This window comes from Williamsia herbipolensis (assembly GCF_036153515.1).
Taxonomy (GTDB): domain Bacteria; phylum Actinomycetota; class Actinomycetes; order Mycobacteriales; family Mycobacteriaceae; genus Williamsia_A; species Williamsia_A herbipolensis.
Genome location: NZ_CP108021.1, coordinates 2,399,441 through 2,424,028 on the forward strand (window position 1 = coordinate 2,399,441; position 24,588 = coordinate 2,424,028).

At 69.8% G+C, this 24,588-nt stretch carries 22 protein-coding genes and 1 pseudogene; 11 read left to right on the top strand and 12 right to left on the bottom strand.

Features of this window, described 5'->3' with window-relative positions; all coding sequences use genetic code 11:
• The first annotated feature begins 3 nt into the window (after positions 1–3).
• On the top strand, positions 4–1,476 hold the full coding sequence (locus OG579_RS10770; RefSeq protein WP_328855930.1) for a DUF3068 domain-containing protein: 1,473 nt from the start codon (positions 4–6) through the stop codon (positions 1,474–1,476).
• Between the two features lie 152 nt (positions 1,477–1,628).
• Entirely contained in the window at positions 1,629–2,162 is a 534-nt protein-coding gene (locus OG579_RS10775; RefSeq protein ID WP_328855931.1) for a hypothetical protein, read from the top strand.
• A gap of 60 nt (positions 2,163–2,222) precedes the next feature.
• On the opposite strand, the gene OG579_RS10780 is transcribed toward OG579_RS10775, so the two are convergent.
• Together OG579_RS10780 and OG579_RS10785 are read right to left on the bottom strand one after the other, a co-directional pair.
• Entirely contained in the window at positions 2,223–3,203 is a 981-nt protein-coding gene (locus tag OG579_RS10780; protein ID WP_328855932.1) for an LLM class F420-dependent oxidoreductase, read from the bottom strand.
• Positions 3,204–3,244: 41 nt separating this feature from the next.
• Positions 3,245–3,991 carry an SDR family oxidoreductase gene (locus OG579_RS10785; protein ID WP_328855933.1) on the bottom strand — a complete coding sequence of 249 codons (747 nt, stop codon included), beginning with the start codon at positions 3,989–3,991 and terminating at the stop codon, positions 3,245–3,247.
• Positions 3,992–4,132: 141 nt separating this feature from the next.
• On the opposite strand from OG579_RS10785, the gene OG579_RS10790 reads away from it, so the two are divergent.
• Entirely contained in the window at positions 4,133–4,966 is an 834-nt protein-coding gene (locus tag OG579_RS10790) for a helix-turn-helix transcriptional regulator (RefSeq protein WP_328855934.1), read from the top strand.
• On the opposite strand, the gene OG579_RS10795 is transcribed toward OG579_RS10790, so the two are convergent.
• Complete coding sequence (locus OG579_RS10795) at positions 4,956–5,471, bottom strand: carbonic anhydrase (RefSeq protein ID WP_328855935.1); 516 nt, start codon at positions 5,469–5,471, stop codon at positions 4,956–4,958. The genes OG579_RS10790 and OG579_RS10795 overlap by 11 nt on opposite strands.
• A 97-nt stretch (positions 5,472–5,568) precedes the next feature.
• On the opposite strand from OG579_RS10795, the gene OG579_RS10800 reads away from it, so the two are divergent.
• On the top strand, positions 5,569–5,991 hold the full coding sequence (locus OG579_RS10800) for a winged helix-turn-helix transcriptional regulator (RefSeq protein WP_328855936.1): 423 nt from the start codon (positions 5,569–5,571) through the stop codon (positions 5,989–5,991).
• Here the strand turns inward: OG579_RS10800 and OG579_RS10805 are convergent.
• Complete coding sequence (locus OG579_RS10805; protein WP_328855937.1) at positions 5,988–7,187, bottom strand: polysaccharide biosynthesis protein; 1,200 nt, start codon at positions 7,185–7,187, stop codon at positions 5,988–5,990. The genes OG579_RS10800 and OG579_RS10805 overlap by 4 nt on opposite strands.
• Before the next feature lie 61 nt (positions 7,188–7,248).
• On the opposite strand from OG579_RS10805, the gene OG579_RS10810 reads away from it, so the two are divergent.
• The 3 genes and pseudogenes from OG579_RS10810 to OG579_RS10820 all read left to right on the top strand — a co-directional run.
• Positions 7,249–8,355, top strand: coding sequence for a serine hydrolase (locus OG579_RS10810; protein WP_328855938.1), 1,107 nt, complete (start codon positions 7,249–7,251; stop codon positions 8,353–8,355).
• 11 nt (positions 8,356–8,366) lie between these two features.
• Positions 8,367–10,115 (top strand): hypothetical protein, encoded by a 1,749-nt coding sequence (locus tag OG579_RS10815; RefSeq protein ID WP_328855939.1) that lies wholly within the window; start codon positions 8,367–8,369, stop codon positions 10,113–10,115.
• A pseudogene (locus OG579_RS10820) lies at positions 10,067–10,534 on the top strand (nuclear transport factor 2 family protein); the annotation flags it as partial. The gene OG579_RS10815 and the pseudogene OG579_RS10820, both read left to right, overlap by 49 nt.
• Here the strand turns inward: OG579_RS10820 and OG579_RS10825 are convergent.
• Positions 10,471–11,709: a glycosyltransferase family 4 protein gene (locus OG579_RS10825; RefSeq protein WP_328855940.1), complete on the bottom strand. Its 1,239-nt coding sequence runs from the start codon at positions 11,707–11,709 to the stop codon at positions 10,471–10,473. The pseudogene OG579_RS10820 and the gene OG579_RS10825 overlap by 64 nt on opposite strands.
• Positions 11,710–11,742: 33 nt before the next feature.
• Between OG579_RS10825 and OG579_RS10830 the strand changes: the two genes are divergently transcribed.
• Entirely contained in the window at positions 11,743–12,510 is a 768-nt protein-coding gene (locus tag OG579_RS10830; protein WP_328855941.1) for a class I SAM-dependent methyltransferase, read from the top strand.
• On the opposite strand, the gene OG579_RS10835 is transcribed toward OG579_RS10830, so the two are convergent.
• Together OG579_RS10835 and OG579_RS10840 are read right to left on the bottom strand one after the other, a co-directional pair.
• A complete protein-coding gene (locus OG579_RS10835) occupies positions 12,493–13,812 on the bottom strand; it encodes an HNH endonuclease (RefSeq protein ID WP_328855942.1) in 1,320 nt (439 codons plus the stop codon). The genes OG579_RS10830 and OG579_RS10835 overlap by 18 nt on opposite strands.
• Positions 13,813–13,971: 159 nt before the next feature.
• On the bottom strand, positions 13,972–14,793 hold the full coding sequence (locus OG579_RS10840; protein WP_328855943.1) for a hypothetical protein: 822 nt from the start codon (positions 14,791–14,793) through the stop codon (positions 13,972–13,974).
• 198 nt (positions 14,794–14,991) lie between these two features.
• Between OG579_RS10840 and OG579_RS10845 the strand changes: the two genes are divergently transcribed.
• Complete coding sequence (locus OG579_RS10845) at positions 14,992–15,822, top strand: G1 family glutamic endopeptidase (RefSeq protein WP_328855944.1); 831 nt, start codon at positions 14,992–14,994, stop codon at positions 15,820–15,822.
• On the opposite strand, the gene OG579_RS10850 is transcribed toward OG579_RS10845, so the two are convergent.
• Positions 15,810–16,949, bottom strand: coding sequence for an epoxide hydrolase family protein (locus OG579_RS10850; protein WP_328859220.1), 1,140 nt, complete (start codon positions 16,947–16,949; stop codon positions 15,810–15,812). The genes OG579_RS10845 and OG579_RS10850 overlap by 13 nt on opposite strands.
• Positions 16,950–17,047: 98 nt before the next feature.
• Here OG579_RS10850 and OG579_RS10855 point away from each other — a divergent pair, with 98 nt between their 5' ends.
• Positions 17,048–17,563 (top strand): winged helix-turn-helix transcriptional regulator, encoded by a 516-nt coding sequence (locus OG579_RS10855; protein WP_328855945.1) that lies wholly within the window; start codon positions 17,048–17,050, stop codon positions 17,561–17,563.
• Positions 17,560–18,048: a PaaI family thioesterase gene (locus OG579_RS10860; RefSeq protein WP_328855946.1), complete on the top strand. Its 489-nt coding sequence runs from the start codon at positions 17,560–17,562 to the stop codon at positions 18,046–18,048. Before OG579_RS10855 ends, OG579_RS10860 begins: the two co-directional genes overlap by 4 nt.
• A 7-nt stretch (positions 18,049–18,055) precedes the next feature.
• On the opposite strand, the gene OG579_RS10865 is transcribed toward OG579_RS10860, so the two are convergent.
• From OG579_RS10865 to OG579_RS10880, 4 genes are all read right to left on the bottom strand, one after another.
• A complete protein-coding gene (locus OG579_RS10865) occupies positions 18,056–20,608 on the bottom strand; it encodes an ABC transporter permease (RefSeq protein WP_328855947.1) in 2,553 nt (850 codons plus the stop codon).
• Positions 20,605–21,363, bottom strand: coding sequence for an ABC transporter ATP-binding protein (locus OG579_RS10870; RefSeq protein WP_045821274.1), 759 nt, complete (start codon positions 21,361–21,363; stop codon positions 20,605–20,607). The genes OG579_RS10865 and OG579_RS10870 overlap by 4 nt, the downstream gene beginning before the upstream one ends.
• A gap of 131 nt (positions 21,364–21,494) precedes the next feature.
• Positions 21,495–22,592 carry an esterase-like activity of phytase family protein gene (locus tag OG579_RS10875; RefSeq protein ID WP_328855948.1) on the bottom strand — a complete coding sequence of 366 codons (1,098 nt, stop codon included), beginning with the start codon at positions 22,590–22,592 and terminating at the stop codon, positions 21,495–21,497.
• Positions 22,593–22,705: 113 nt separating this feature from the next.
• Entirely contained in the window at positions 22,706–24,529 is a 1,824-nt protein-coding gene (locus OG579_RS10880) for a phosphoenolpyruvate carboxykinase (GTP) (protein WP_045821272.1), read from the bottom strand.
• Positions 24,530–24,588 lie beyond the last annotated feature (59 nt).

Here is a 24,588-nt window from a genome sequence, read left to right on the forward strand (position 1 = left end):
GCCATGGCGTCAAGCCGTATGTCGGTCCGAGAGCTGGTGGGGCCCGTCCTCATCTTCATCGGGGCGCTGTTCGTGGTCGCCGCCATCGCGATGCCGCTGTACCTGGTGGGTCAGTTCCAGAAGACCCCGATGGACACCGATTACACGACCGTGTCGACCTCGCAGCGCACGGACGGCTCCTCGGGGAGCCAGGCGTTGCCCGCGCAGATCCTCAACCGGTGCTCGCTCACGTCGTCGAAGCCGGAGGTGTCGCCGGCGAACCTGACCCGCCAGCAGCGCGTGGTGGTCGTCAAGCCGGCGAACAGTGACCGCGTCACCTTCCAGGCCGGCACCTCGGTGCGCATCAACCAGGTGCAGATCTCGGGTGAGACCGTGACGCCCAGTTCGGATTCGACGAGCGGCGGCGGCTGCCTCGGTGCGCTGCTGAGCGCGACCAAGGACCGTGTGACCACCAACCGCACCACCGGCGCACCGGCCCTGAGCGGGGGCGGCAGCTCCGAGGTGCAGCTCGACTCGTCGGACAAGACGGTCACCATCCCCGATCGCCGCGGACTGCAGTACCGCTTCCCCTTCGACACCGACAAGGGCAAGAACTACATCTACTTCGATCTCGCGAGCCGCACCACCAGCCCGCTGAAGTACGTCGACTCGACCGAGATCAACGGCGTGTCGGTCGACCACTTCTCGCAGGAGGTGCCCGAGGCGAACCTCGCGTCGCTGAAGGACGCCAACGGCGGTGTCCCGCAGGGCACGCAGCTCACCCAGAGCGCGTCCTGGTACGGCGGTTTCCCCGGCATCGACGGCAAGCAGGTGCTGCCCGCCGACCTCTACCGCAAGACCACCCGCGACCTCTACGTGGACCCGACCACCGGGACCATCGTGAACGACCGTGAGCGCGTGCAGGAGTACTTCAAGATCTCGGGCATCAGCGACGACGCACCCGATGCGCTGAAGAACTTCTCGCTGACCAACCTCGACGCCACCTTCGCCTACGACCAGAAGACCCAGGAGCAGCGCGCGGCCGATGCGAAGGACCTCGCGTCACCGATCAAGCTGTGGGGACGGTGGATGCCGATCGTGTTCGGCATCCTCGGTGTGCTGGCGCTCGCCGCGGGCATCGTGCTGTTGCTGCGCGGACCGCGTCGCACCCCCGCCACCGCCGGCGGTGAGGACCCGTACTACCCGGTGGCCACCCAGGACACCGACGCCGGCACCGTCGGCACACGCGACGACTCCGCGAACTTCCGCGGTTCGGACACCTACGGCGGCTCGGACGATGCCACCTCGGCGTTCCCGGATCTCCGCAAGCGTGGTGGCGGCGCGGCCGGTGCGGGCGCGACCGACGACGATGCGACGCAGAACATCCCGCGCGTCACCGGCGACGAGCCGCACGGTTGGTCCGAACCCGACGAGAACGGGCCGGGATCGGCGGAGACCCGTCGCGACGACGACCCCTGGCGGGGACCCGCCACCTGATTCTGCTCCCTGACTGCGCGCCGGCCGAAAACGGCTGTGACCAGCATAATGTGCACTTCGGTTGCACTCACTGTGTTCAATGCCGGTGTGCGTCGACGCGTAGCCCCTGCGATGCGCACGGTCATGTATCGCGACATGGTTCAGGAGAAGAAATGACCTCAGTCATCAGAACATCCTCACGCGTCCGTCTCGGTTCTGTCGTCGCGGCCGCGGCGGTCGCAGCCGGCGCTCTCGGGCTCGTCGCACCCGCGACCGCGAGTGCCGCAACCGTCACGAAGACCGTGTTCGTGGACGCGAAGACGGCAGGAGCCGACGGCGTGTTCGCCGCCAGCGGGGTGGACGTGGCGGCGGGATCGACCGTGTCCGTCACCGCGACCGGCCAGGCCTCGTTCGACCCCGGCTATCGCAGCGACACCGCCGGGCCCGACGGGTTCAGCGACCTCAACTGCACCGACAGCGTCGCGCCGTGCGTTCTCAACGGTCAGCCGTTCATCGCCCTCATCGGCAAGGTGGGCACCGGCGATCCCGTCGTCGTCGGCGCCGGCCCCAAGATCCTGGCCGGCTCGGGCCCGCTGTCGTTCGCGGTGAACGACAACATCGACGGATTCGCCAACAACACCGGTGGATTCGAGGTCACGATCACCTACACCCCGCCCTGCACGGGACTGTTCTGCTTCGGTTCCTGAGACGGGACGCTCGACCCGCCCGATCCGTCGTGACTCACCGGCGGGTCGGGCGTTGTCGACTCAGCTGACCAACGGCGCGAGCGCCTGCGCAGCCATCGCGACGGTTCCCGGGATGTGGCCGTTGGGAACGAGATTGATGATCACGCCGTCGACACCGGGATCGAGCACGCGACGCTGGATCTGCTCGGCGACGTCGTCGGGCGTGCCGACGAACATCCGGTCGGTGGCCTGCGCCCACCCGTCGGCGTCGAGTGCGTCGACGTTCACACCGGTCTTGATCAGATAGTCCCGCTGCATCTGTCGGGCCTTGTCGCCGTCGGCGTCGACCATCACGAAGGCGAGGAAGCTCGTCTCGATGCTGCCGCGGTCACGACCGGCCTCCTCGCACCGCGCGGCGAGGGCGTCGAGCTTGCGGGGCAGCTCGCTCGCGTTGCAGATGATGTTGAGGTGATCGGCGTACCGCGCGGCCAGACCGAACGTCTTCTTCTCGCCGCCACCACCCAGCATGATCGGCAGCGTGTCGCGCACCCGCGGCTCGTTGAGGGTCGAATGAGCCTGGTACCACCTGCCGTCGAGTTCGGGATGACCGCCGCGCAACATCGGTTCGATGATCTGCAGGGCCTCGTCGAGACGCTCGAACCGATCGGTGAAGGTGCCGAACTCGTAGCCCATCTGCTGGTGCTCGAGCTCGAACCACCCCGCGCCGATCGCCAGGACCGCGCGACCCGCACTCACCAGGTCGAGGGTGGTGACCGTCTTCGCGAGCATCGCCGGGTTGCGGTAGGTGTTGCCGGTGACCAGCGTCGACAACTGGATCGACTCGGTCGCCCCGGCGATCGCCGCGAGCAGCGTGTACGCCTCGAGCATCGGTTCCGACGGCTCACCCAGCCCGGGGAGTTGGTAGAAGTGGTCCATCACCAGTACGGCGTCGAAGCCACTGGCCTCGGCCTCGCGGGCCTGGGCGAGCACGGTCGGCACGATGTCGGCCGGCGTCCCGGGGTAGGTGAAGTTGGGGATCTGGTAACCGAGGCGGATGCTCATGCCTCCACGGTAGGCCTCACCCCATGCCCCCACCAGAGTCGTCAGCCGATGAGATGCGCCAGCTGCTCCATGAGCTCCCCGCGCGTCCCGTCGACCTCCGAGTTCCGCAGAGCGCGGGCGTTGCGGACCACGATCTCGTCGTCGTCGCCGGCGAGCAGATCCATCACCTCGGTGACGAAATCGGCGAGCGGCATCGCCCACTCGGCGTCGGCCTGCCCGTCGAAGATGTCGGTCTGGACCGCCGGCGGGACGAGCTCGCGTACCCGGACACCGCTGTCGCGCAGCTGGATCCGGAGCGAATCGGTGAAGGCGTGGACGAACGACTTCGTGGCCGAGTAGGTGGGCGTCACCGGCATCGGCGTGAACGCCAGACCGGACGAGACGGTCACCACGGTCGCATCGGGCACCGTCGCGAGGTGCTCGGTGAACGCGCCGACGAGACGGATCGTCCCGAGGACGTTGGTGGTGATGATGCGTTCGGCGGTGTCGACGAAGTCGGCCGAGGTGAGGTCCTCGGAGCCGGCGACACCGGCCATCGTGATGAGGACGTTGAGCGCCGGGAAGCGGGCGAGCACATCGGTGGCGACGGCGTCGATCGACGCCGGGTCGGCGACGTCGAGGCGCGCGGTCTCGATGCCCGGGTGGCGGGCGGCGATGTCGTCGAGGCGTTCCTGGCGGCGCCCGGCGATCACCACGGTGTTGCCGGCGTCGTGCAGGGCGACCGCGAGGGCCTCGCCGATCCCCGAGGTGGCGCCGGGAAGGAAGATGGTGTTGCCGCTGATCTGCATGAGGATCTCGTTTCTCGTGTGCGGTGGCCGTGTGGCCCGGTGACACCAGTCGACACCGGACCGACACGGGCAGGAAGGCACCGTTCATCGGGGGATCGGCGCTCCCTGGATGCGGCGCGCGGCGTCGCCCATGATGGTCGGGTGGACACCGATCGCGCCGGGCTCGCCGAATTCCTCACGCGTCGCCGGGAGGCGTTGGCGCCCGAGGACGTGGGGTTGCCGCGCGGGCAACGACGCCGCACCCCGGGCCTGCGGCGCGAGGAGGTCGCGATGCTCGCCGGCATGTCGACCGACTATCTGTCGCGACTGGAACAGAAGCGCGGCCCGCAGCCGTCGGACCAGATGCTCTCCGCGCTCGCCCGGGCGCTGCACCTGTCGCTGGCCGAACGCGACCACCTCTTCGTTCTCGCGGGCCACCATGCGCCGCAGCGGATCACACGGAGCGACCACGTGCCGCCGGGACTGTTGCGCATCGTCGACCGACTCGGCGACACCCCCGCGATGGTCGTCAACGGAGCCGGCGAGACCCTCATCCAGACCCGCCCGGCCGTCGCCCTCCTCGGCGACGAGACCGAGTACACCGGGGTGCACCGCAGCGTCGTGTACCGCTGGTTCACCGACCCCCGCCAGCGGGCACGCGTCCCCGAGGCCGATCACGACCACCACGCGCGGGCGCACACCGCGCGTCTGCGACGTGCGGTCACCCTCGAGGGGCCGAGATCCCGCGCCGCAGAGGTGAGTCGGACACTCGCCGAGGTGTCACCGGAGTTCGTCGCACTGTGGTCGCAGCACGATGTCGATGTGGCGCTGGAGGTGTCGACGAAGCGGATCGTGCACCCGGAGCTGGGGACGATCGAGGTGAACTGCCAGACGCTCACCGAACCCGACCAGGGGCTGTTGCTCCTGGTCTACACCGCCACCCCCGGCAGTGAGAGCCACCAGAAGCTGTCGATGCTCGCCGCGGTCACGGCCTGACCGCGTCGACGAGTCCCGTCGTCACGTCGTAGACCATCCCGGAGACACGCAGGCCTGCGCCGAGACGGGTCTCGCCGTCCAGGATGCCGACGTCGTGTGCGACCGCGGCCCGCGGATCGCCGACCGACTTCGTCCCGACCTCGTCGGTGCGCACCCCGAGGAAGCCCGCCAGCGTCGCGTCGTCGCCCGCGAGTCGGGTGATGCCGCAATCGGTGTGCTGCAGCACGATCACCTCCCACCCTGCGCCGAGATCGCCACCCGCCGCCTGCGTCACCGACCGGAGCATCGCGAGCTCGTCGAGCACACCGGGTGTCACCCGACCACCCACGTTCCGGATCACGGCCACCTCGCCCACCTGCGCGCCGAGCAGCAACTCCGGATCGACACGGGGATCCACACAACCGATCACGATCGTCCTGAGCGCGGGCATCATGCGCAGACCGGGCGAGAACCGTTGCGCGGCAAAGAGCGTGTTCCGGGTCATGAGTTCCTCGGAGATCGACATGGCAGGCCCTTCATCAGTGAGTCCATAAAGTGGACTCAGTGGGTAGTACGCTACACGGGTGAGTCCAGAATCCGTACCCGGTCCGCGAGAATGTTCGATGAGTGACGCCCTGGCGGTCATCGGGGAACGTCATTCGCTCCCGCTGCTGCGCGAGCTCGCCTACGGCTATCACCGGTTCTCCGAGCTCGTCTCCCTGACCGGTGCACCACGCACCCTGCTCGCCGGTCGATTACGGAAGCTCGAGGAGAGCGGCGTCGTCGTGCGGACCCGGTACTCCGATCACCCGCCACGTTTCGACTACCACCTGACCCCCGCGGGCGAGGATCTCGTGCCGGTCATGTTGATGCTCAAGGAATGGGGCGAACGCCATGTCGGCGACGACGCGCCGAAGGCCGTCTTCCGCCACAGCTGCGGTGCGGAACTGCACCCGGAGACCGTGTGCGCCGCGTGCCGCCGGACCGTGGCACCGGGCGACTTCGAGGTCGTCGGGGGGACACACCCCCCGGTCCTGCGTCCCTAGTCGGACGGCGATGCGTGCGTTGCCGCGCCGGATCGCATCACGGCGACCACCGTGAGCGTCGCGGCGACGACCGCAGATCCCGCCGCGACGAGCGCGAGTCCGGCGACCGATGTCGCGCAGGTGAGGATGAGGACGACCTCGACCGCGAGCACCACCCAGGGCACCGCGGCGATCCGGGTGCGGTGCCGCGCGATGGCCGCGAGCAGCGCGACCTGCAGCACGGCCAGTGCGCCGCCGGTGATCGCGAACAGCCACAGCAGACCGGCGACGGGCCGATAGTCCTCCCCGATCACGATCGGCACCAGTGGCCCGCCTGCCACCGACGCGAGCGTGGTCGCCGCCGACAATCCCACCAGGACCATGATCGCCGTCCGGAGTGTCGCCGCCGAGCGCTGGGCGTCGGCGAGACGCGGGAAGACGACGAGACCCACCGCCTGGGGTAGCCAGAACGCGACCTTGCTCGCCACCGTCCCGAGCGCATAGACCCCGGAATCGCTCTCGCCCAGCACCGCCCGCGCCAGCAGCAGATCCACCGACGTCGCCGAGATCAACACCAACTGCACCTGCGACGCCTGGAGAACACTCGCGGGCGACAACCGCGGCAACGGCAAGGACCCCGACGCGGGCGCGACGAGGCGGGCCTGCCACGCGACGAGCACCGCGGCGGCCACCGCACCGACCATCGTCGCGACCAGTGCCGACGCCGGACCACCACCGAACGCCAGCGCCACGAACGGTGGCACCGTCCGGGCCACCCCGACCGTCCCGATCACCCAGGCGAGTCGACGGAACTCGGTGCGGCCCTGGATGATGCCCTGCCCGACGGAGATGAGCACCAGAAGCGGCGCCACCGTGAACGACGCCGCGGTGGCCACGGGGCCCGTGTGGGCGAAGACGGTGAACGGCCACACCGCGATCGCGGCGATCACCGCGACCGCACCGGCGGTGATCCCGCCGAGGCGAACAAGCGACGCGATCGATCGCCCCGCGACCACCTCGCGCGCGGTCACGGCCTGCACCGCCAGTGCCGGGACTCCGAGCACCAGGGTCGCCTGCAGCAGCACCGCGAACTCGCCGTAGGCATCGGTCGACAGCCAGGCGCTGGCGGGCAGGTGCACGAAGTAGGCGCAGACGTTGGCGACCATGCTGCCCACGGCCACCAGGCCCACCGAGCGCGCCATCGACCCTGTCGTCACCGGTCGAGTCTGTCAGTCGACACACGACACCCGGATCGTTCGCATCGTTTACGATCTGGCCATGCCTCGTCGTGCCGCATCGTTCCTCGCCGGCCTGTTCGTGACCGTCGCCGCGCTCGTCGTGCCCACGAGCACCGGCCCCGCCTCGGCCGCGCCGTGTCCCCCTCCGCCGGCCGCCGACACCTCGACCGCCCGAGGCTGGGTCGGCTACCTCGCCGCGCACCCGAAGGACTACGGACTCGTCGTCACCGACGGTCGCCGCGTCACCGTGTCGCACAACGCCGATCGCGCCTACCCGACGGCGTCGGCCTCCAAGCTCATCAACCTCGCCGTCTACGCGCGCGCCGTCGCATCGGGCCGGATCACCCCGACGCAGACCGTCAGCGTGAACGAGTGGGAACGCTGGTACCTGCCGATCGACGGCGGCGCCCACGTGCAGGCACTGGAGTACCTCAAGCTCCCACCGCTGACCGGGGCCCCCGGTTCGGCGCGCCCGGCGTCGCTGCGGGTGAGCCTGGCCCAGCTCGCCGACGTGATGATCCGCTTCTCAGACTCCGCGGCTCCCGACACCCTGCGCGCGGTCCTCGGTGACGCCGGTTTCGACGCGGTCATGCGGCAGTACGGGCTGAGGGGACTCCCGCCGCTGAATGCAGCGCTCTACCTCGGACTGATCGACCCGACGCTGACGACGCAGGCACGCCAGCAGGCGGCCGCGCGCAGGTACCACGACGACGCCCGCTATCGCGCAGCCGTGTTCGCCGCGGCGCCGCGTCTCACCGCCCTCACGACCAGCGCCCAGGTCGACCGTTCGTACTCGCAGCCCGCCCGGGGACTCAACCGGCTCATCGGCGCCATCGCCGACGGGTCGTTCGGGCCCGGCGCGCCCCTGGCACGGTCGATTCTCGAGTACCAGGGTCCCGGGCCGGACGGCTCGGTGCTCGGCTTCAAGGGTGGGAGTCTCCTGGCGCCGGACAACTCGGTGCTCACCGAGAACTTCGAGTTCCGTACCCCTGCCGGCCGGATCTCGACCGCCACGCTGCTGGTGCGCGGGTTGTCGCGCGCCGACTACGAGAAGTCGAACTACGCCCAGCAGACGTTGTTGCTCGGCCTGGTGCGCGGCGACGCGGCCACCGTGGCTGCGGTGCAGTGCGCGACCGGCGGTCACTAGTGTCGTGACCCATGAACCGCGGCGGAGCTCGGGCGACGCTGTGGCTCACGAGTGCAGCCCTGGCGGCGGCCGTCGTCGGTCCCCTGTTCGCGGGAGGCGACCTGCTCTACCGCGATGCGGTCTCGACACCGCGGAGCTTCGTCACCGACACCGCACTCGGGCTCGGTGACGCACCCGCGCGAGCGGTTCCGCAGGACTGGCTGATCGCAGTCGCGAGCCGGATGCTGGATGGCTCCGTGGTCGTCACCACGCTCACGTTCGCCGCGCTCGTCCTCGCCGGTGTCGGGTTCGGGCGGCTCGCCGGACGGGTCGTGCCCGCCGCGCGGACACCGGGACTCCTCGCCGGCGCGGCGATCGGGATCTGGAATCCCTTTGTCGCCGAACGCCTTCTGCAGGGTCAGTGGAGTCTGCTGCTGGGCTACGCCGCGCTCGGATGGGTGGTCCTGGCGGCCGAGGACTGCCGTCGCCGCCCTGACCGCAGGACGTGGGCGCGTCTCGCGGCGTGGGTCGCCGTCGCGGGCATCACCCCGACGGGCTGGGTACTCGCCGTCGTCGTCACCCTCGCCGTCGTGGCCGCACGGCGCCGTGCGGTGGCCGGGGTCGCGGTGGTCGCGATCGTGACCAGCCTGCCGTGGACGGCGGCCGCAGCACTGTCGACCGCGCCGGCCACCTCCGACACCGCCGCCGTGGCCGCGTTCGCCGCGCGCGCCGAGACCGGGCTGGGAACTCTCGGGACGCTCGCCGGTCTGGGTGGCATCTGGAACGCCGACGCGGTGCCGGCGAGCCGCACCGGGATGTGGGCCCTGATCGCGACCCTGTGTCTGCTGGCCGTCGTGGCGATCGGATGTGTCGCCCTGCGGCGCCGGTGGCGTCGGGTCCGGCTGATCGGCGTCACCGCGACCGTCGCGGTGGCGGCGCTCGTGCCCGTCACGCTCGCGGCCACCGCGCCCGGTCAGGCGGTGCTCCGCGGACTCGTCGACACCGTCCCGGGGGCCGGTCTGCTGCGCGACACCTCGAAGTTCGTCGCCCTGCTGGTCCCGTTCTACGCGATCGCCGCGGCCGCCGCGGTGCAGGTGATCGGGCGACTCGTACCCCGGGGGCTGGCCGCGGCGGTCGTCGCACTCCTCGTGGTCGCGCCGCTGCCCGACCTCGCCGCCGGCGTGGGAGGTGAGGTGCGCACGGTGTCGTTGCCGAGCGACTTCGCCGAGGTCGCCGCGCTGGTGCCCGCCGATGCCGGCGACATCGCCGTGCTGCCGACCGGGTCGAATCGGCGGTACGCGTTCACCGACGGTGTCGTGTCGCTCGACCCCACCGCCCGCCTGCTGCGCGCACCGGTGCTCGCGACCGGGGAGTTGTTCATCGACGGACGAGCGGTCGACACCGCTCCCGACTCGCGGGCCGCCCGCGCCGAGGCGATCCTCGCCCGGGGTGGGCCACCGGCCGACCTGGCGCGGCTCGGGGTCGGCTGGGTGCTCGTCGAATCGGTCGGACCGCACACGCCCTCGGCCACGCTGAGGACACTGCCGGTCGTCTATCGCGGCGACCTTCTCACCCTGTATCGCGTGGCCGACCCCGTCGTCGTGCGTGCGTCGACCGTCGACCGGGTGCTGGCGTGGGCGGCGCATCTCGTGTGGCTCGCGGTCATCCTCGGTGGGGTCGGGTTCGGCGGAGTGGCCGCGGGACGGGGCCGGCGGCTGTTCTCATGGGGGGCATGGAGAGCACCGACACCGCCGCCGACGTCGCCGCGATCTGCCGGCTGAAGTACCGCTACCTGCGCACACTCGACACCAAGCGCTGGGACGAATTCGAGGCCACGCTCACCGAGGACGTGACCGGCGCGTACGGGGCGTCGCTGACCTTCGACACCCGCGAGCGGCTCGTCGACTTCATGCGCACCTCCCTGGGCACCGCCGAGATCATCACCGAACACCACGTGGGCCATCCCGAGATCGACATCGATCCCGGCGGCGACACCGCGACCGGGCACTGGTACCTGCAGGACCGGGTGATCGCCGCGGGCGCGCAGTTCATGCTGTTCGGCGCCGCGGTCTACACCGACACATATCGGCGCACCGACGACGGCTGGCGGATCAGCTCCACCGGCTACCAGCGGACCTACGAGGCGACGGTCTCGCTGGCCGATGTCCCCAGCTTCGGGCTCACCACCGGACCGGCGATATACCTGCCCGAGGCCGCTGCCGACAGCACGGCACCGACGGCGTCGGCGGTGGCCGACCACGTCCAGCCCGACACCCGCTGACGCCCCGCCTCGCCCAGGGTGCGGCGTTGCTCGGGGTCGGCGAGCAATGTCGCTGCGGCACCGGCCAGTTCGGTTGAACGCGCGGTCGCACTGCCGTCCACCAGAAGGCCGGTGACGCCGTCGATCACCGAGTCGGTGAGCCCGCGCGACGTGCGGTAGCCGATGGTGGGCACGGCGTGCTGGGCCGCCTCGATGACCGCCAGCCCCCAGCCCTCGGTGCGCGAGGGCATGAGATGGATCTCGGCGCGGGCCAGCAGTTGGTGTTTGGTCGCCTCGTCGACGTGCCCGTGGAAGGTGACGTGGTCGACGATGTCGAGCTCGCCGGCCTTCTCGCGCAGGCGATCTCCCCACCAGCCGTCGCCGACGACGTCGAGGTGCACCGCGACGTCACGGGCGCGTAGGTGCGCGACCACCTCGAGGGCGTCCTCGATCTGCTTGTGCGGCACCAGTCGTGACAGCACCACGAGGCGATGACGGTCGGTGTCGACGGGCAGCGGCGTGGTGTGTGGCACCGGATCTGCTCCGGCCCGCACGATGGCCACCCGTTCGGGCTCGACACCGAGGGAGTGCAGATCACCGGCCGAGGGATCGGAGACGGTGAGGTACTGCCTGCGCCGGTGCACCCGCGGCGAGATGCGTGACTCGATGAGCCAACCGATCGCCCCGAGCAGCCGACCGGCCACCGGCCACTGCGCACGGTGACAGTGGTGGACCAACACGACGACCGGCGCGCGTGTGGCGGCGGCCGCGAAGAAGGGGATGCCGTTCTGGGTGTCGATGACGACGTCGGGTGCGAGCCCGGCCAGCGGCCCGACACCGAGACGACCCGCGACCATGGCCCCGAGCGCGCGCGGGTACACCGACAACCGGCCACCGCCGCGAGAGATGGTGATGCCGTCGCGGACCTCGGTGCGGGCGGCGCCCGGGTATCCGGCGGTGCGCAGCGTGACGCGCGCGCCGCGTCGCGCGAACTCCGCCCCGACGCGTTCGAGGTAGCGCTCGCTGCCGCCGCCCTGGGGGTGGTCGCTGTCGCGCCAACACAGCAGCAGCACCTGCTCGGGCAGCGGCCCGGTGGACGCGGTGTGGCTCGACACGTCTGCGAGGGTATCGGTCGTTAGGGTTCTGACGTGTCCGCCCCGCCCCGGTCCCCGTTCGCCCGTCGCGCCACGCTGCGTCGCGCCGCCGGGTTGCTGAACGACTTCCGCTACGAGCAGACCGACCCCGACCGCTTCTACTCGGCGCTGGCCCGCGACTCGGTGGACCTCGTGGCCGATCACCACGGCGACCTCGACGGTGCGGTGATCCTCGATGTCGGCGGCGGACCCGGCTACTTCGCCGACGGGTTCCGTGCACTCGGCGCGCGCTACGTGAGCGCCGAACCCGACCCCGCCGAACTGCACGCCGCCGCGCTCCCGCACCGCGCGACCGTGCGCGCCTCGGGGATGGACCTGCCCTTCGCCGACGGTGCGTTCGACGTCTGCTTCTCCTCCAACGTCGCCGAACACGTCCGCGATCCGTGGCGCATGGGCACCGAGATGCTGCGCGTCACCCGACCCGGCGGCACCGTGATCCTCAGCTACACCCTCTGGTACGGCCCGTTCGGTGGCCACGAGATGGGTCTCACCCACTACCTCGGCGGCGCCCGCGCCGCCCGCATGTACACCCGCCGCCACGGCCACCCACCGAAGAACCTCTACGGCACCAGCCTCTTCCGTGTCACCGCGTCCGACGGACTCCGCTGGGCGGCAACCGTTCCCACCGAGGCCGCCACCCTCGTCGCCGCGTTTCCCCGCTACCTTCCCCGCTGGGCCTGGTGGGTGATGCGCGTACCCGTTCTCCGAGAACTGTTGGGCAGCAATCTCGTACTGGTGTTCCGCTCAGGCGGCGTCCAGTAGCGACCGGAGTTGTCGTTCGACGAGACTGGCGGTCTCGTCGTGGTGACCCGGGGGCGCCGGTGCCCGCGAGACATGACTGTGTCCGGTGGGTGTCGTGATCGTCGCGGTGTGGCGGCCGGTGTCGGTGTGGTCGGCGGTGGTCATCCGCCAGCCGGGGTTCTGTTTGGCGCGGTTGTGTGACAGACACATTCCGCCGCCGTTCGACGCCGAGGTGGCACCGCCCCGGGCGTGCGGATCGGCGTGGTCGTACTCGGCGATCGGTGCATCGCAGTACGGGATGCGGCACGACTCGTCGCGCAGGTCAAGGAAGTGCTTGAGCCCGCTCGGGAACAGCCTCGCGGTGGAATCCATCGCCACCAGGGCACCGCTCGTCGGGGCCTTGTACACCCGGCGCAGGGTGGTGGCCGCGTCGGCGTCGAGGGAATCGGCGATGAGGCTGCGAGCGGTGTCTGCAGGAATCGGACCGTAGCCGTTCACGTGCGCCGCGGCCGTGCTCTCGCCGAAGAGAACGTCATCGGGCACAACCAGATTGACCGCCACCGGCAGGGCATCGACCGTCACCACACCGGTGACGCGTTCGACGAGTGCGTCGGCCATCACCTGTGCGTGGGTGCGGTCGTCGGCGCCGACGGTGGCATCGGCGTGCCTCTTCAGCGCCGCGTACACCGAGATTCCTGATACGAGCGGCAGCAATGCTGACAGGCGCACCATCCCGTCGGGTGCGGGCCGGGTCGACACGCGGCGGTCTTTCGCTGCCTGGGCGTGCCGGTCCACCACGGCCTGCGGGTCGAGTTCGTAGGCGAGGCGTTTCACTTCGGCGTCCAACGCCCGGTCGCCGACACCCTCGAGCACCGACACGTCAGCGCAGAGACGACGGTCGATCTCTCCGCGATCATGTGGGGTGAGGTGCGCGGTCTCGCGGACCAGGATCGTCGCTCGCCACTCGGTGAGCGCGCCGGACGCCAACGCGACACGCGTGTGCGGCATCTCGCGCATCACCGCACGCGCGAACCCGAGGTGCCGACCACCAGCAGAGCCGGAAGCTTTGCGTGCGAGTGCGACCTCGGCGGCCAACCCACGACCCTGGCGGGCCTTCGGCACGCCGGCGGCGGACTCGGATTCGACGCGAAGTTCCTCCAGTCGCATCGTCTCGACCGCCTGCGCCGCAGCGCATCCCGCCTTGATCGCCTCGAGTACCGAGATGCGATCGATCGCGGCCGCCTCGTCACCGGCAGCGGGGAGGTCAGCCAGTGACGACAGGAACGACTGCAGCGCAACCACAAACGCGTCGTCCGTGTCCATGATCCCCCCGAATCGTCTCTCGAATACGAGTTCGAGTCTACTCGAGGGTACCGACAGACACCACGTCGATGGCACGTTCTGTGGACAACATCGTGATCCGCATGCGTTCGCGCACAGACCCTTTCGGGAAGCCGAGACGGAACTGCCGGTCCGCGCCGATCAGCCCGCGGGCGCCTCACAGCGCAACAAGCCGGTCGACGATGTCGAGGTGTTCAGCACCTTACCGTCGCGGCTGATCGTGCACGTCAGCTGACCCTGGAGGACGACCGCCGTCAACGACGGCGTCACCCCCACATCGACGGCCACCGACCACGGCGGGGTGATGAGTCGCGGTGTGATCTTGAAGGTCTGGCCGGCCGAGTAGGTCAGTCCGAGAACCTGGCCGTTGCCCGTGATCTGGTACAGGATCTGCCCCGCGGTGGGGGTCGCCGACGTCGGCGGCTCCTCCGTGGGGATCGCGCCACCGGGGAGATCTGGGATCAGCGAATCGTCCGGCGCGGTGACCGACGTGCTGCTCGACGCCGCCAGATCGTTGTCGCTGTCATCGCCGCTGTTGCTCACCAGGAAGTAGCCGGCCACCAGCGCCACCACCACGAGCAGGGCGACCACGGCTGCGATCAGCCACAGCGTCCGGTTCGTGTTGCCGCCGCCGGGCGGTGTCCCGCCGTACTGGGTCCCGCCGTACTGGGGCTGCGCGTACGGATCCTGGCCGTACCCCGGCTGGGTGTACTGCGGCTGGCCGTACTGGGTCTGGTCGTACTGGGGCTGGCCGTACGGGGTCTGCCCGTACTGAGCGGTGCCGTACTGGGGCTCGCCGTAGGGCGGCTGCTGCCCGTACTGGGGTTGCGCGTACGGATCCTGCCGATACGGGCCCTGGGCGGGGTCGAAGGCCTGCGTGGGCGGGTTTCCGCCCACCGGGTCGACCGGGCGCCACTGATCGTCCGCTCCGGGATCCTGCTCGCCACCGGGTCGTTCGGTCATCTCGCGGCCTCTCTCGTCCCACCGACGTCCTGTCGGGTCGCCCACCAGTCTGCCTGGCGCCGAGCACCCACCCGCCGAACACCGACGTTTCGGCGTCCGGACGCGACAAATCGGTCTTCACCACGCCAACCGGGCAGAACTCTGATCAGGTGGTCTCACTCATTCGGTTATCACCGGCAACTAACAGTAGGGGTTCCCATGCGCCGCCATCTCGCCGTCACCCTCGCCGCCCTGGCCACGTCCGCGGTCGTCCCGACCCTGGCCGTCGCGGCGAGTGTCGACGTTCCCGCCACCACGAGCGCCGTCTCCGCATCCACCGGCGTCCGCGGGCATCCCCTCGTCGGCCGCAAGCCGCGCGGATCGAAGACCGGCCGTGTCGCCGCCGGAAGCACCTCGACGAACTGGGCGGGCTACGCCCAGACCGGATCGTCGGGGCAGTTCCGGAGCTCCACCGCCTCGTGGACCGTCCCCAAGACGGCGACCACCTACCCGGGCTACTCCTCGACGTGGGTCGGCGTCGACGGCGCCGCCAACAGCTTCCTCACCCAGACCGGCACCGAGGCCGACGTCGTCAACGGGAAGGTCTCGTACTACGCGTGGTGGGAGGTGATCACACCCAGCGATCCCGCCCCCGAGACCCGGTTCAGCCGTTTCCCGATCTCCCCCGGCGACGCCATCACCGCCTCGGTGGTCACCAACGGCACCACCTCGACCATGACGCTCACCGACACCACCACCGGCCAGACCGCGAGCAAGACCGCCGCCTACACCGGCCCCGGCGCCTCGGCTGAATGGATCCAGGAGGACACCGACGTCAACGGCTACATCTCGACCGCGCCGAACTGGGGTTCGGTGACCTTCCGCGCCATCACCGTCAACGGGGCCTCACCGGCACTCACCTCGAGCCAGTCCATCGACATCGTCGACGGTCAGGGCACCCAGGAGACCCGGACATCGGCCCCCAACTCCGCGGCCAACGGCTTCACCACGACCTGGCTGGCCACCGGCACCCAGACCTACACGGGCTGAACCGTTCTCAGCGTCGCGAACCACGCCCGGACCTCGGACACGAAGAGCTCGGGCTGTTCGAGGGCGGCGAAGTGGCCACCACGATCGACCTCGTGGAAGTACCCCAGGGTCGGGTACCGCTTCGCCGCCCACCGCCGAGACGTCCGGAAGATCTCCTTCGGGAACATCGAGATGCCCACCGGCACGGTGATGTTCGGCCACGTCGGGCTAATGGCCGCCTCCCAGTAGATCCGGGCCGACGACGCCCCCGCGGCGGGCAGCCAGTACATCATCACCGCGTCGAGCAGCTGATCCTGGTCGAGGATCGACGTCAGGTCGCCGTCGTGATCGGTCCACTCCCAGAACTTCTCGACGATCCACGCCGCCTGCCCGACAGGGGAATCGACGAGGCCGTATCCCAGTGTCTGCGGCCGGGTCGACTGCTGCTTCTGGTATCCGGTGCGCTGACGCCGGTGCTCGGCCGACTCGGCGAGGATCTCCGCCTCCTGCGGAGTCGGCTCGTCATCACGATCCGGCGGCGCGAGGGGCATGTTCAGGTGAATGCCCACGATGTGCTCGGCGTCGCGCTCGGCGAGACTGCTGGTGACGATCGACCCCCAGTCACCGCCCTGAGCGACGTACTGCTCGTAGCCGAGACGCGCCATGAGTTGGGCCCAGGCGTCGGCGATCCGCTCGATCCCCCAGCCCGGCGACGTCGGCTTGTCGCTGAACCCGAACCCCGGCAGGGCCGGGATCACGACGTGGAACGCCGGTTCGTCGGCGTCCGGCTCGGTCAGCGGCGCGATCACGTCGAGGAACTCGCACACCGATCCCGGCCACCCGTGGGTCAACAGCAGGGGCGTGGCGTCGGGCCGCGACGACCGCACGTGGATCACGTGGACCCGCAGGCTGTCCGGGCCTCCACCGTCGAGTTCGACCCGGAACTGCGGCAGGTCGTTGAGGCGTCGCTCGAGTCGACGCCAGTCGTAGCCGTCGGCCCAGTGAGCGACCAGCGAACGCAGCAACTCCTCCCGCACCCCCTGCGAGATGTCGTCGACGGTCTCCGGCTCGGCCCACCGGGTGCGGGCGAGGCGATCGACGAGATCGTCGAGCTGCTCCTGCGCCACCTCGACGCGGAAGGGGGTGATCGTCTCCGAAGGGGTGCTGTCGTCAGAAGTCACGCCCACCAGTGTGCCCCCATCGACTGACTTCTCGACAGCAAAGCCAGGGGTGCTAGCCTGACCCGATGGCCACGCATCCGCCGCCCGAGCTGCTCCCCGACCGTGGGGAGTGGACGCTCACGAACGCGAACTGCTCGATCGCCCGCGCCCTCGACGTGATCGGCAACCGGATCTCGCTGCTGCTGCTGCGCGAGGCGTTCTTCGGAACCCGACGCTTCGACGACTTCGCCGAACGGGTCGGGGTGTCGGAATCGGCCGCGGCGAAGCGGCTGAACGAGCTGACCGCGGCCGGGATCCTCGAACGCCGCCCCTATCGCGAACCCGGACAACGGGAACGACAGGAGTACCGACTCACCACCAAGGGTGGGGAACTCCGCGTGGTGCTCACCGCCCTGCGCGACTGGGGTGATCGGTGGGAGGCACCCGAGCCCGGACCCCCGCTGCACACCGTGCACCGCGACTGCGGCGCGACCGTGCACGCCGAGATGCGCTGTACCGATGACCATCTCGTCCCCCGGCACGAGACCGCGCTCGCCGCGGGCCCTGCACCCGACACCGAGACCCCCGAGGACCACACATGACCGATCGCACCCGCACCGTCACCTGGGACGACCCGATGGCCACGGCGTCGGCCGCGCAGGGCCGCACCGGCCTCGAGTTCATCCTCGCGCTGGCCGCCGGGGAGGTGCCCGCGCCGCCGATCATGCACCTGACCGGCGCCACCCTCGTCTCGGCCGAATCCGGTCGCGTCGTCTTCGCCCTGCAGCCCGCCGAGTACCACTACAACCCGATCGGCTCGGTGCACGGCGGCATCCTCGCCACCCTGCTCGACTCCGCCGCGGGCTGCGCGGTGCAGACCGTGCTCGACGAGGGTGTCGGCTACACCAGCCTCGACCTGTCGGTGAAGTACCTGCGCGGCGTACGTGCCGACACCGGCGAGATCACCTGCACCGGAACGGTCGTCCACGCCGGGCGCCGAACCGCGCTCGCGCAGGCCGAGATCCGCGACGGCGACGACCGACTGCTCGCCTCGGCCACCAGCAGCTGCGTGATCCTTCGACCCTGACCCGGGATCAGGCGTCGGTGATCGCCTCGAGGGGGTTGGTCCGCGCGGCGCGCACCGCCGGCCACAGCGCGGCCAGCACACCGACGAACGCGGCCGCCACCAGCGTGATCCCGATCAGGCCGTACGGCAGCACGGCGGTGGTGATCCCGAGATCGCGGAACGTGCGCACCAGGGCGATGCCGATACCGCTGCCGAGGATGACGCCCAGCACGGCACCGAAGATGGCGATCAGGACCGACTCGACGTAGATGGTGCGGCGGACCTGGGCGCGGGCCATGCCGATCGCGCGGAGCATCCCGATCTCGCGTTTGCGCTCGATCACCGACAACGCCAACGTGTTGATGATGCCGAGCACCGCGATCACCAGCGCCAACCCGAGCATGCCGTAGAGCACGGCCAGCATCTGATCGATCTGCGACGACGCCTGACCGACGAACTGCGCACGGTCTTCGACCTGCACCGTCAGGAAATCCTTGGTGGCGGCGGTCAACTCGGTCCGCAGCGCATCGACCGACTCCCCCGGCGCGGCCTTCACCAGCACCAACAGATCTGATCGATACCCGGCGGGCACCAGCTTCTCGTAGGCCCCCTCCCCCATCTGCCAGGGGTCGAGGATCTGTGAGTCCTTGTAGATTCCGGACACCGTGACCGGCACCGTGGCGCCGTCGTAACCGGTGAACGTGAGCACCTGGCCGCGTTTCCAGCCCTTGGACTTGCTGGTCTTCTCCGAGACGATCATCCCGTCGGACGGGATCGATTTCGATGCGCCGTCGAGCATCTCGTACGGCGTGACCGCGCCGAGGTCACCGGTGGGCGAGATGCCGCTGACCGCCTGTCCGTCGACCTTGGCCGCGACGATGCGGAACGACACCGCGGTGCCCACACCCTGTGCCTTACTGGCCGCGGTGACCACCGACGTCGGCAGCGCACCCTGATCCGACGTGGCCAGCACGAGATCCGCCGACAGGTTCTTGTTGATGGCGGTGTCGATCGACCCCTTCAGACTCGACCCGAACGTGCCGACCACCGCGACGAGCATCAGTCCGAGGGTGAGCGCGAAAGCCGTTGCCGCCGTGCGCCTCGGGTTCCGCACCGCGTTGGTGCGGGCGAGCCGACCGATCTTGCCGAACGGCGCACCGAGCACCCGGCCGAGTGCGCCGACGAGTGGCCGCGACAGCGCCGGGGCGAACAACACGACCGCGATGATCATGAGCAGTGCGCCGCCACCGACGGTCGACGCGTACTTCGCGCCCTGTCCGGAGGTGCCGATGCCGATGACCGCGACACCGATGACGCCGAGGATCGCGCCGGCGAGGGTGCGCCGCCTCAGCGACGAGGCACCGTCGGTGGCGCTCTCGCGCATCGCCTCCACCGGCGACACCTGACCCGCACGTCGCGCCGGGGCGTAGGCGCTGATCATCGTCACGACGATGCCCACCCCCATGCAGGCGATCACCGCGCTCGGCGTGAGTTCCAGTGGCGCACTGGGCAGTCCCGAGGTGGAGGTCGTGACCGCCTTGAGGATCGCCGCCAACCCGACGCCGACACCGAGCCCCACGAGGCCGCCGAACAGTCCGACCACGAACGCCTCGAGCAACACCGACCTGGTGATCTGCCCGCGTCCGGCGCCGATGGCGCGCAGCAGCGCGAGCTCCTTCACCCGTTGCGCGATGATCATCGCGAAGGTGTTGTAGATGATGAACGTGCCGACGATGAGCCCGATCGCCGCGAACGCCAATAGGATGTAGTTGAAGACGTCGAGGAACTGGTTGACCCGGTCCTTCTCCTCCTGCCGCACCTGGGCGCCGGTCTGGGCCTTGTAGTCGTCGCCGAACGCGGCCTGCACCCGGTCGGTGAGCGTCGTCGCGCTCACCCCCGGTACCGCCGCCATCTCGATGAACGCGGGCCGGTCGTCGGCGGAGAAGAGTTGCCGGGCAACCGATTCCTGCACCTGGACGTTGACGTACCCGCCGGTGTCCTGGGGGAGGTCGACGATGCCGACGACGGTGACCTTCATCGGCGTGGCCGCACCGCGGCTCACCACCAGCGTCGTGGTCGACCCGACCGAGAGTCCGGCCTCCTTCGCCGCACTGGCGTTGAGCGCGATCTCACCGGTCCCGACCGGCGCGCGTCCGCCGGGTTCGAGCATCGACTCCGTGGTCGACAACGCCTCGGCGGGCGGCGTGAACGCCGTCCCGACACTGGGTGCGCCACCGGTCTGCAGGGCGGTGCCGTCGGCCTTGGCGATCGTGACCGTGGCCGAGTAGCGCGGGACGATCTTGCTGATACCCAGCTGCGACTTCTCGGCCTCGAGGCGGTCGAGAACCGCGGTGTCGACCCCCGACGCCCGCGACTCGGCCGGGCTCAGTCGGGTGTCGACCCCGAGCGCGACCTTGTCGAAGATGTTGTCGAACGCCGTCGAGATGGTCCCGGTGAAGATGATCGACCCCGCCACGAACGAGGTGCCGAGCACCACCGAGAGCACCGTGAGCACGAGACGGACCTTGTGCGCGGCCAGGTTTCGCAGTGAGACCCGGCGCATGGTGGACGCCGAACTCATGCGTCGAGGTTCTTCATGTAGGCGTACACGTCGTCGGCCGACGGCTTGTGCAGCTCCTCGACGATGCGGCCGTCGGCGAGGAACACCACCCGGTCGGCCCAGCTTGCGGCGCGCGGGTCGTGGGTCACGATGACAACGGTCTGACCGAACTCGTCGACCGCGGCACGCAGGATGCTCATCACCTCACCCGAGGAACGGGAGTCGAGGTTGCCGGTGGGTTCGTCGCCGAAGATGATCGCCGGTTGGCCGACCAGGGCGCGGGCACAGGCCACCCGCTGCTGCTGTCCGCCGGACAGCTCACTGGGGCGGTGACCGAGGCGCTCACCGATGCCGAGGCGTTCGACGACGGTGTCGAACCACTGCTGATCGGGGGTGCGGCCGGCGATGTCGAGCGGCAGGGTGATGTTCTCGCGCGCGGTGAGGGTGGGCACCAGGTTGTAGGACTGGAACACGAACCCGATGCGGTCGCGACGCAACCGGGTCATCTCCTTGTCGCCCAGCGAGGTGAGATCGGTGTCACCGATGGTGACCGACCCGCCGCTCACCGAGTCGAGGCCGGCGAGACAGTGCATGAGCGTCGACTTGCCCGAGCCGGAGGGACCCATGATCGCGGTGAACTCCCCCGATCGGAACGACAGCGAGACGCCGCGCAGGGCCTCGACCGTGGTGTCGCCCGACCCGTAGGTCTTCGTCACATCGGTTGCGCGCGCCGCGATCTCCGCACTCGTCGACTGTTCTGCTGCTGAAACGCTCATGTCCGCCTTCCGACCGGGGCACCCGTGTGGCGTGTGCTCACACGAGATGATCGCCCGCGACGGTCATCGTCGACATCGGGGCAGTCCCTGATCTTTTCCCCCACCATCATCCACGGCGCGGGAGGAGTGGACTAGAAACGCAGCGCCAGCAGGTGCAGCTTGGTGTGCTGCGTCGGGTTGTTGAAGTTGTCGTCGCTGATGAGGATCAGCGCACGACGATTGCCCGACAGCCGCGGTCCGAAGGCCATGCCCTCGACGTTGTCCGGGCGCAGCAGCGGCAGCGAGGCGAAGTCGTAGACCAGCGTCTTGGGCATGACCGTCTCGCGACCCGAGAGGCGGTTCACCCCGGTCACCGAGGTCGCGCCGCGGGTCGTGGAGAAGTAGACCTTGATGTCGTTACGGCCGGTCGCGGGATCGAATCCACGCTCGAGGACGAGGAAGTCGGTGGCGTTGACGGCGAGGATCTCCGAGACGCCCTTGCTCGCACGGTTGCTCGCGTTCCGCGCGAGCGGATCGGTGCGGTAGACGTACTCGCTGGTGCCGCCGCGGGCGCCGTAGACCAGCAACCGCGAGCGGGTGCCGGCGGCCTTGGTGGGAGCGGGTCCGTCCTGGCGCAGGGCCTGCTCGGTCATCAGGGCGATCGAACCGCCCGGGGTGACCGCGAGGCCCTCGAAACCGTCGTTGACGGCCAGGCCCGACGAGCGGCCCGGGAGGTAGGCACGCGGGATCGGCAGGTCGCGTACGTAGAGACCGGGCGGGGTGATCACCCGGACGAACGGTCGTGCCCCCTCGCTGGAGACGACGTAGTTGCCACCGAGTTTGCGGATGCCCTCGAGGTCGGCGCCGCCGGGCAGGATCGGCACGTTGCCGGGCCCGAGGATGGTGCCGCCGCCGTTGATCTGCGGGGTGGTCGAGGCGAACATCCCGTCGGGCGTGATCGGCAGACCGAACTGGTAGTACCGCGTGGCGCCGTACTGGACCTTGTCGTCGCTGACCGCGACGTAGTTGCCGCCACCGATGTTGTCGATGCCCGACAGTCCGCCGAAGCGCGCGGGGAACGGGATGAAATTGTCGGGCACGGTCATCGTGTCGACGTAGCGCGCCGACGGCCCCCGCAGCCCGGGCGCGGCCGAGGACGGCGCCGCGACGACGGTGCCGACCGCGAGCGCGCAGCTCAGGAGGAGGACACCGAGAGAGGAACGACGCGCGCCGGAGCGACTGAGACCCATGAGGCGGGATGCTACCGGCACCGTCGGAACCCGCACCAGACCAAGTACCGCAAAGCGGCGGTACGAGATCGGAAAGTGACCGACCCGGGTGCGTCCGGTGATGTTCGTCGCGCTCAGCTCAGGCGCTGCTTGAGTGCGGCGAACTCGTCGGCGATCCCCGTCGGGAGCTTCTCACCGACGAACTCGAACCACTCCTCGATCGACGGGATCTCGCCGCGCCACTCGTCGAGGTTCACCGCGAGCGACTCCGCGACGTCCGCCGGCGACGCGTCGAGGCCGTCGAGATCGAGGGCCTCCGGTGTCGCGACGATGCCGATGGGGGTCTCGACGCCGTCGGCGGTGCCCTCGATGCGCTCGACGATCCACTTCAGCACGCGGCTGTTCTCGCCGAATCCGGGCCACAGGAAGCGCTTGTCGTCGCCGCGACGGAACCAGTTGACGTAGAACACCTTCGGCAGCTTCGACTCGTCGGCGTTCTTACCGAGGTCGATCCAGTGCTGCAGGTAGTCGCCCACGTTGTAGCCCAGGAACGGCAGCATGGCCATCGGGTCGCGGCGGATGGTGCCGACCGTGCCCTCGGCGGCGGCGGTCTGCTCGGAGCCCACGGTCGCGCCCATGAACACACCGTGCTGCCAGCTGCGAGCCTCGGTCACCAGCGGGACGGTGGTCTTGCGACGGCCGCCGAACAGGATGCCCGAGATCGGCACGCCCTGGGGGTCGTCCCACTCCGGCGCCATGATCGGGCACTGGCTCATCGGGGTGCAGTAGCGCGAGTTCGGGTGCGCGGCAGGCGTTCCGGACTCGGGCGTCCAGTCGTTGCCCTGCCAGTCGATGAGGTGGTCGTGCTCGCCCTCGAGACCCTCCCACCAGATGTCGCCGTCGTCGGTGCGGGCCACGTTGGTGTACATCGTGTTGCCGGCCTCGACGGTCTTCATCGCGTTCGGGTTCGACGACCAGTTGGTGCCCGGCGCCACGCCGAAGAACCCGAACTCGGGGTTCACCGCGTAGAGGCGGCCGTCGTCACCGAAACGCATCCAGGCGATGTCGTCGCCGAGGGTCTCCGCGCGCCAGCCGGGGATGGTCGGCTGGATCATCGCGAGGTTGGTCTTGCCGCAGGCGCTCGGGAACGCCGCCGCGAAGTAGTAGGCCTTCTCCTCCGGGCTGATCAGCTTGAGGATGAGCATGTGCTCGGCCAGCCAGCCCTCGTCGTGCGCCATGGCCGAGGCGATGCGCAGCGAGTAGCACTTCTTGCCCAGCAGCGCGTTGCCGCCGTAGCCCGAGCCGAACGACCAGATCTCGCGGTCCTCGGGGAAGTGGGTGATGTATTTCGTGGTGTTGCAGGGCCACGGGACGTCGGCCTCGCCGTCGGCCAGCGGCGCGCCCAACGAGTGCAGCGCCTTGACGAAGAAGCGGTCCTCGCCGAGCAGCTCGACGACCTGCGGGCCGACGCGCGTCATGATCCGCATCGACAGGACCACGTACTCCGAGTCGGTGATCTCGACACCGAGCTTCGGGTCGTCGGCGCCGAGCGGGCCCATGCAGAACGGGATGACGTACATCGTGCGTCCGCGCATGCAGCCGCGGTACAGCTCGGTCATCGTCGCGCGCATCTCGGTCGGGTCGACCCAGTTGTTGGTGGGGCCGGCGTCGATCTCGTTCTTCGAACAGATGTAGGTGCGCGACTCGACGCGGGCGACGTCGGCGGGATCGGAGGTCGCGAGGTAGGAGTTGGGCTTCTTCTCCTCGTTCAGCTTCACGATGGTGCCCGCGGCGACGAGATGGTCGGTCAGCCGCGTCCACTCCTCGTCGCTGCCGTCGGACCACTCCACGCGGTCGGGCTGGGTGAGCTCGGCGATCTCGGCGACCCAGGCCAGGAGCTCGGCGTGCCGGGTGGGGGCGTTGTCGGGATCCAGACCGGGGATGGTCGCTGAGGTCATCTGTGCATCTCCTGCGTGGCCGTCCGGCGTGGGGTCCGCAGCCCCCGCCGGGAGTGTCC

Coding starts and splice junctions, on each gene's coding strand:
- OG579_RS10800 (WP_328855936.1), top strand. CDS start 5,569: ATGAGTGACGCCCTGGCGGTCATCGGGGAACGTCATTCGCTCCCGCTG.
- OG579_RS10835 (WP_328855942.1), bottom strand. CDS start 13,812: ATGGACACGGACGACGCGTTTGTGGTTGCGCTGCAGTCGTTCCTGTCG.
- OG579_RS10785 (WP_328855933.1), bottom strand. CDS start 3,991: ATGCAGATCAGCGGCAACACCATCTTCCTTCCCGGCGCCACCTCGGGG.
- OG579_RS10770 (WP_328855930.1), top strand. CDS start 4: ATGGCGTCAAGCCGTATGTCGGTCCGAGAGCTGGTGGGGCCCGTCCTC.
- OG579_RS10815 (WP_328855939.1), top strand. CDS start 8,367: ATGAACCGCGGCGGAGCTCGGGCGACGCTGTGGCTCACGAGTGCAGCC.
- OG579_RS10845 (WP_328855944.1), top strand. CDS start 14,992: ATGCGCCGCCATCTCGCCGTCACCCTCGCCGCCCTGGCCACGTCCGCG.
- OG579_RS10810 (WP_328855938.1), top strand. CDS start 7,249: ATGCCTCGTCGTGCCGCATCGTTCCTCGCCGGCCTGTTCGTGACCGTC.
- OG579_RS10870 (WP_045821274.1), bottom strand. CDS start 21,363: ATGAGCGTTTCAGCAGCAGAACAGTCGACGAGTGCGGAGATCGCGGCG.
- OG579_RS10780 (WP_328855932.1), bottom strand. CDS start 3,203: ATGAGCATCCGCCTCGGTTACCAGATCCCCAACTTCACCTACCCCGGG.
- OG579_RS10875 (WP_328855948.1), bottom strand. CDS start 22,592: ATGGGTCTCAGTCGCTCCGGCGCGCGTCGTTCCTCTCTCGGTGTCCTC.
- OG579_RS10865 (WP_328855947.1), bottom strand. CDS start 20,608: ATGAGTTCGGCGTCCACCATGCGCCGGGTCTCACTGCGAAACCTGGCC.
- OG579_RS10880 (WP_045821272.1), bottom strand. CDS start 24,529: ATGACCTCAGCGACCATCCCCGGTCTGGATCCCGACAACGCCCCCACC.
- OG579_RS10860 (WP_328855946.1), top strand. CDS start 17,560: ATGACCGATCGCACCCGCACCGTCACCTGGGACGACCCGATGGCCACG.
- OG579_RS10795 (WP_328855935.1), bottom strand. CDS start 5,471: ATGTCGATCTCCGAGGAACTCATGACCCGGAACACGCTCTTTGCCGCG.
- OG579_RS10775 (WP_328855931.1), top strand. CDS start 1,629: ATGACCTCAGTCATCAGAACATCCTCACGCGTCCGTCTCGGTTCTGTC.
- OG579_RS10840 (WP_328855943.1), bottom strand. CDS start 14,793: ATGACCGAACGACCCGGTGGCGAGCAGGATCCCGGAGCGGACGATCAG.
- OG579_RS10855 (WP_328855945.1), top strand. CDS start 17,048: ATGGCCACGCATCCGCCGCCCGAGCTGCTCCCCGACCGTGGGGAGTGG.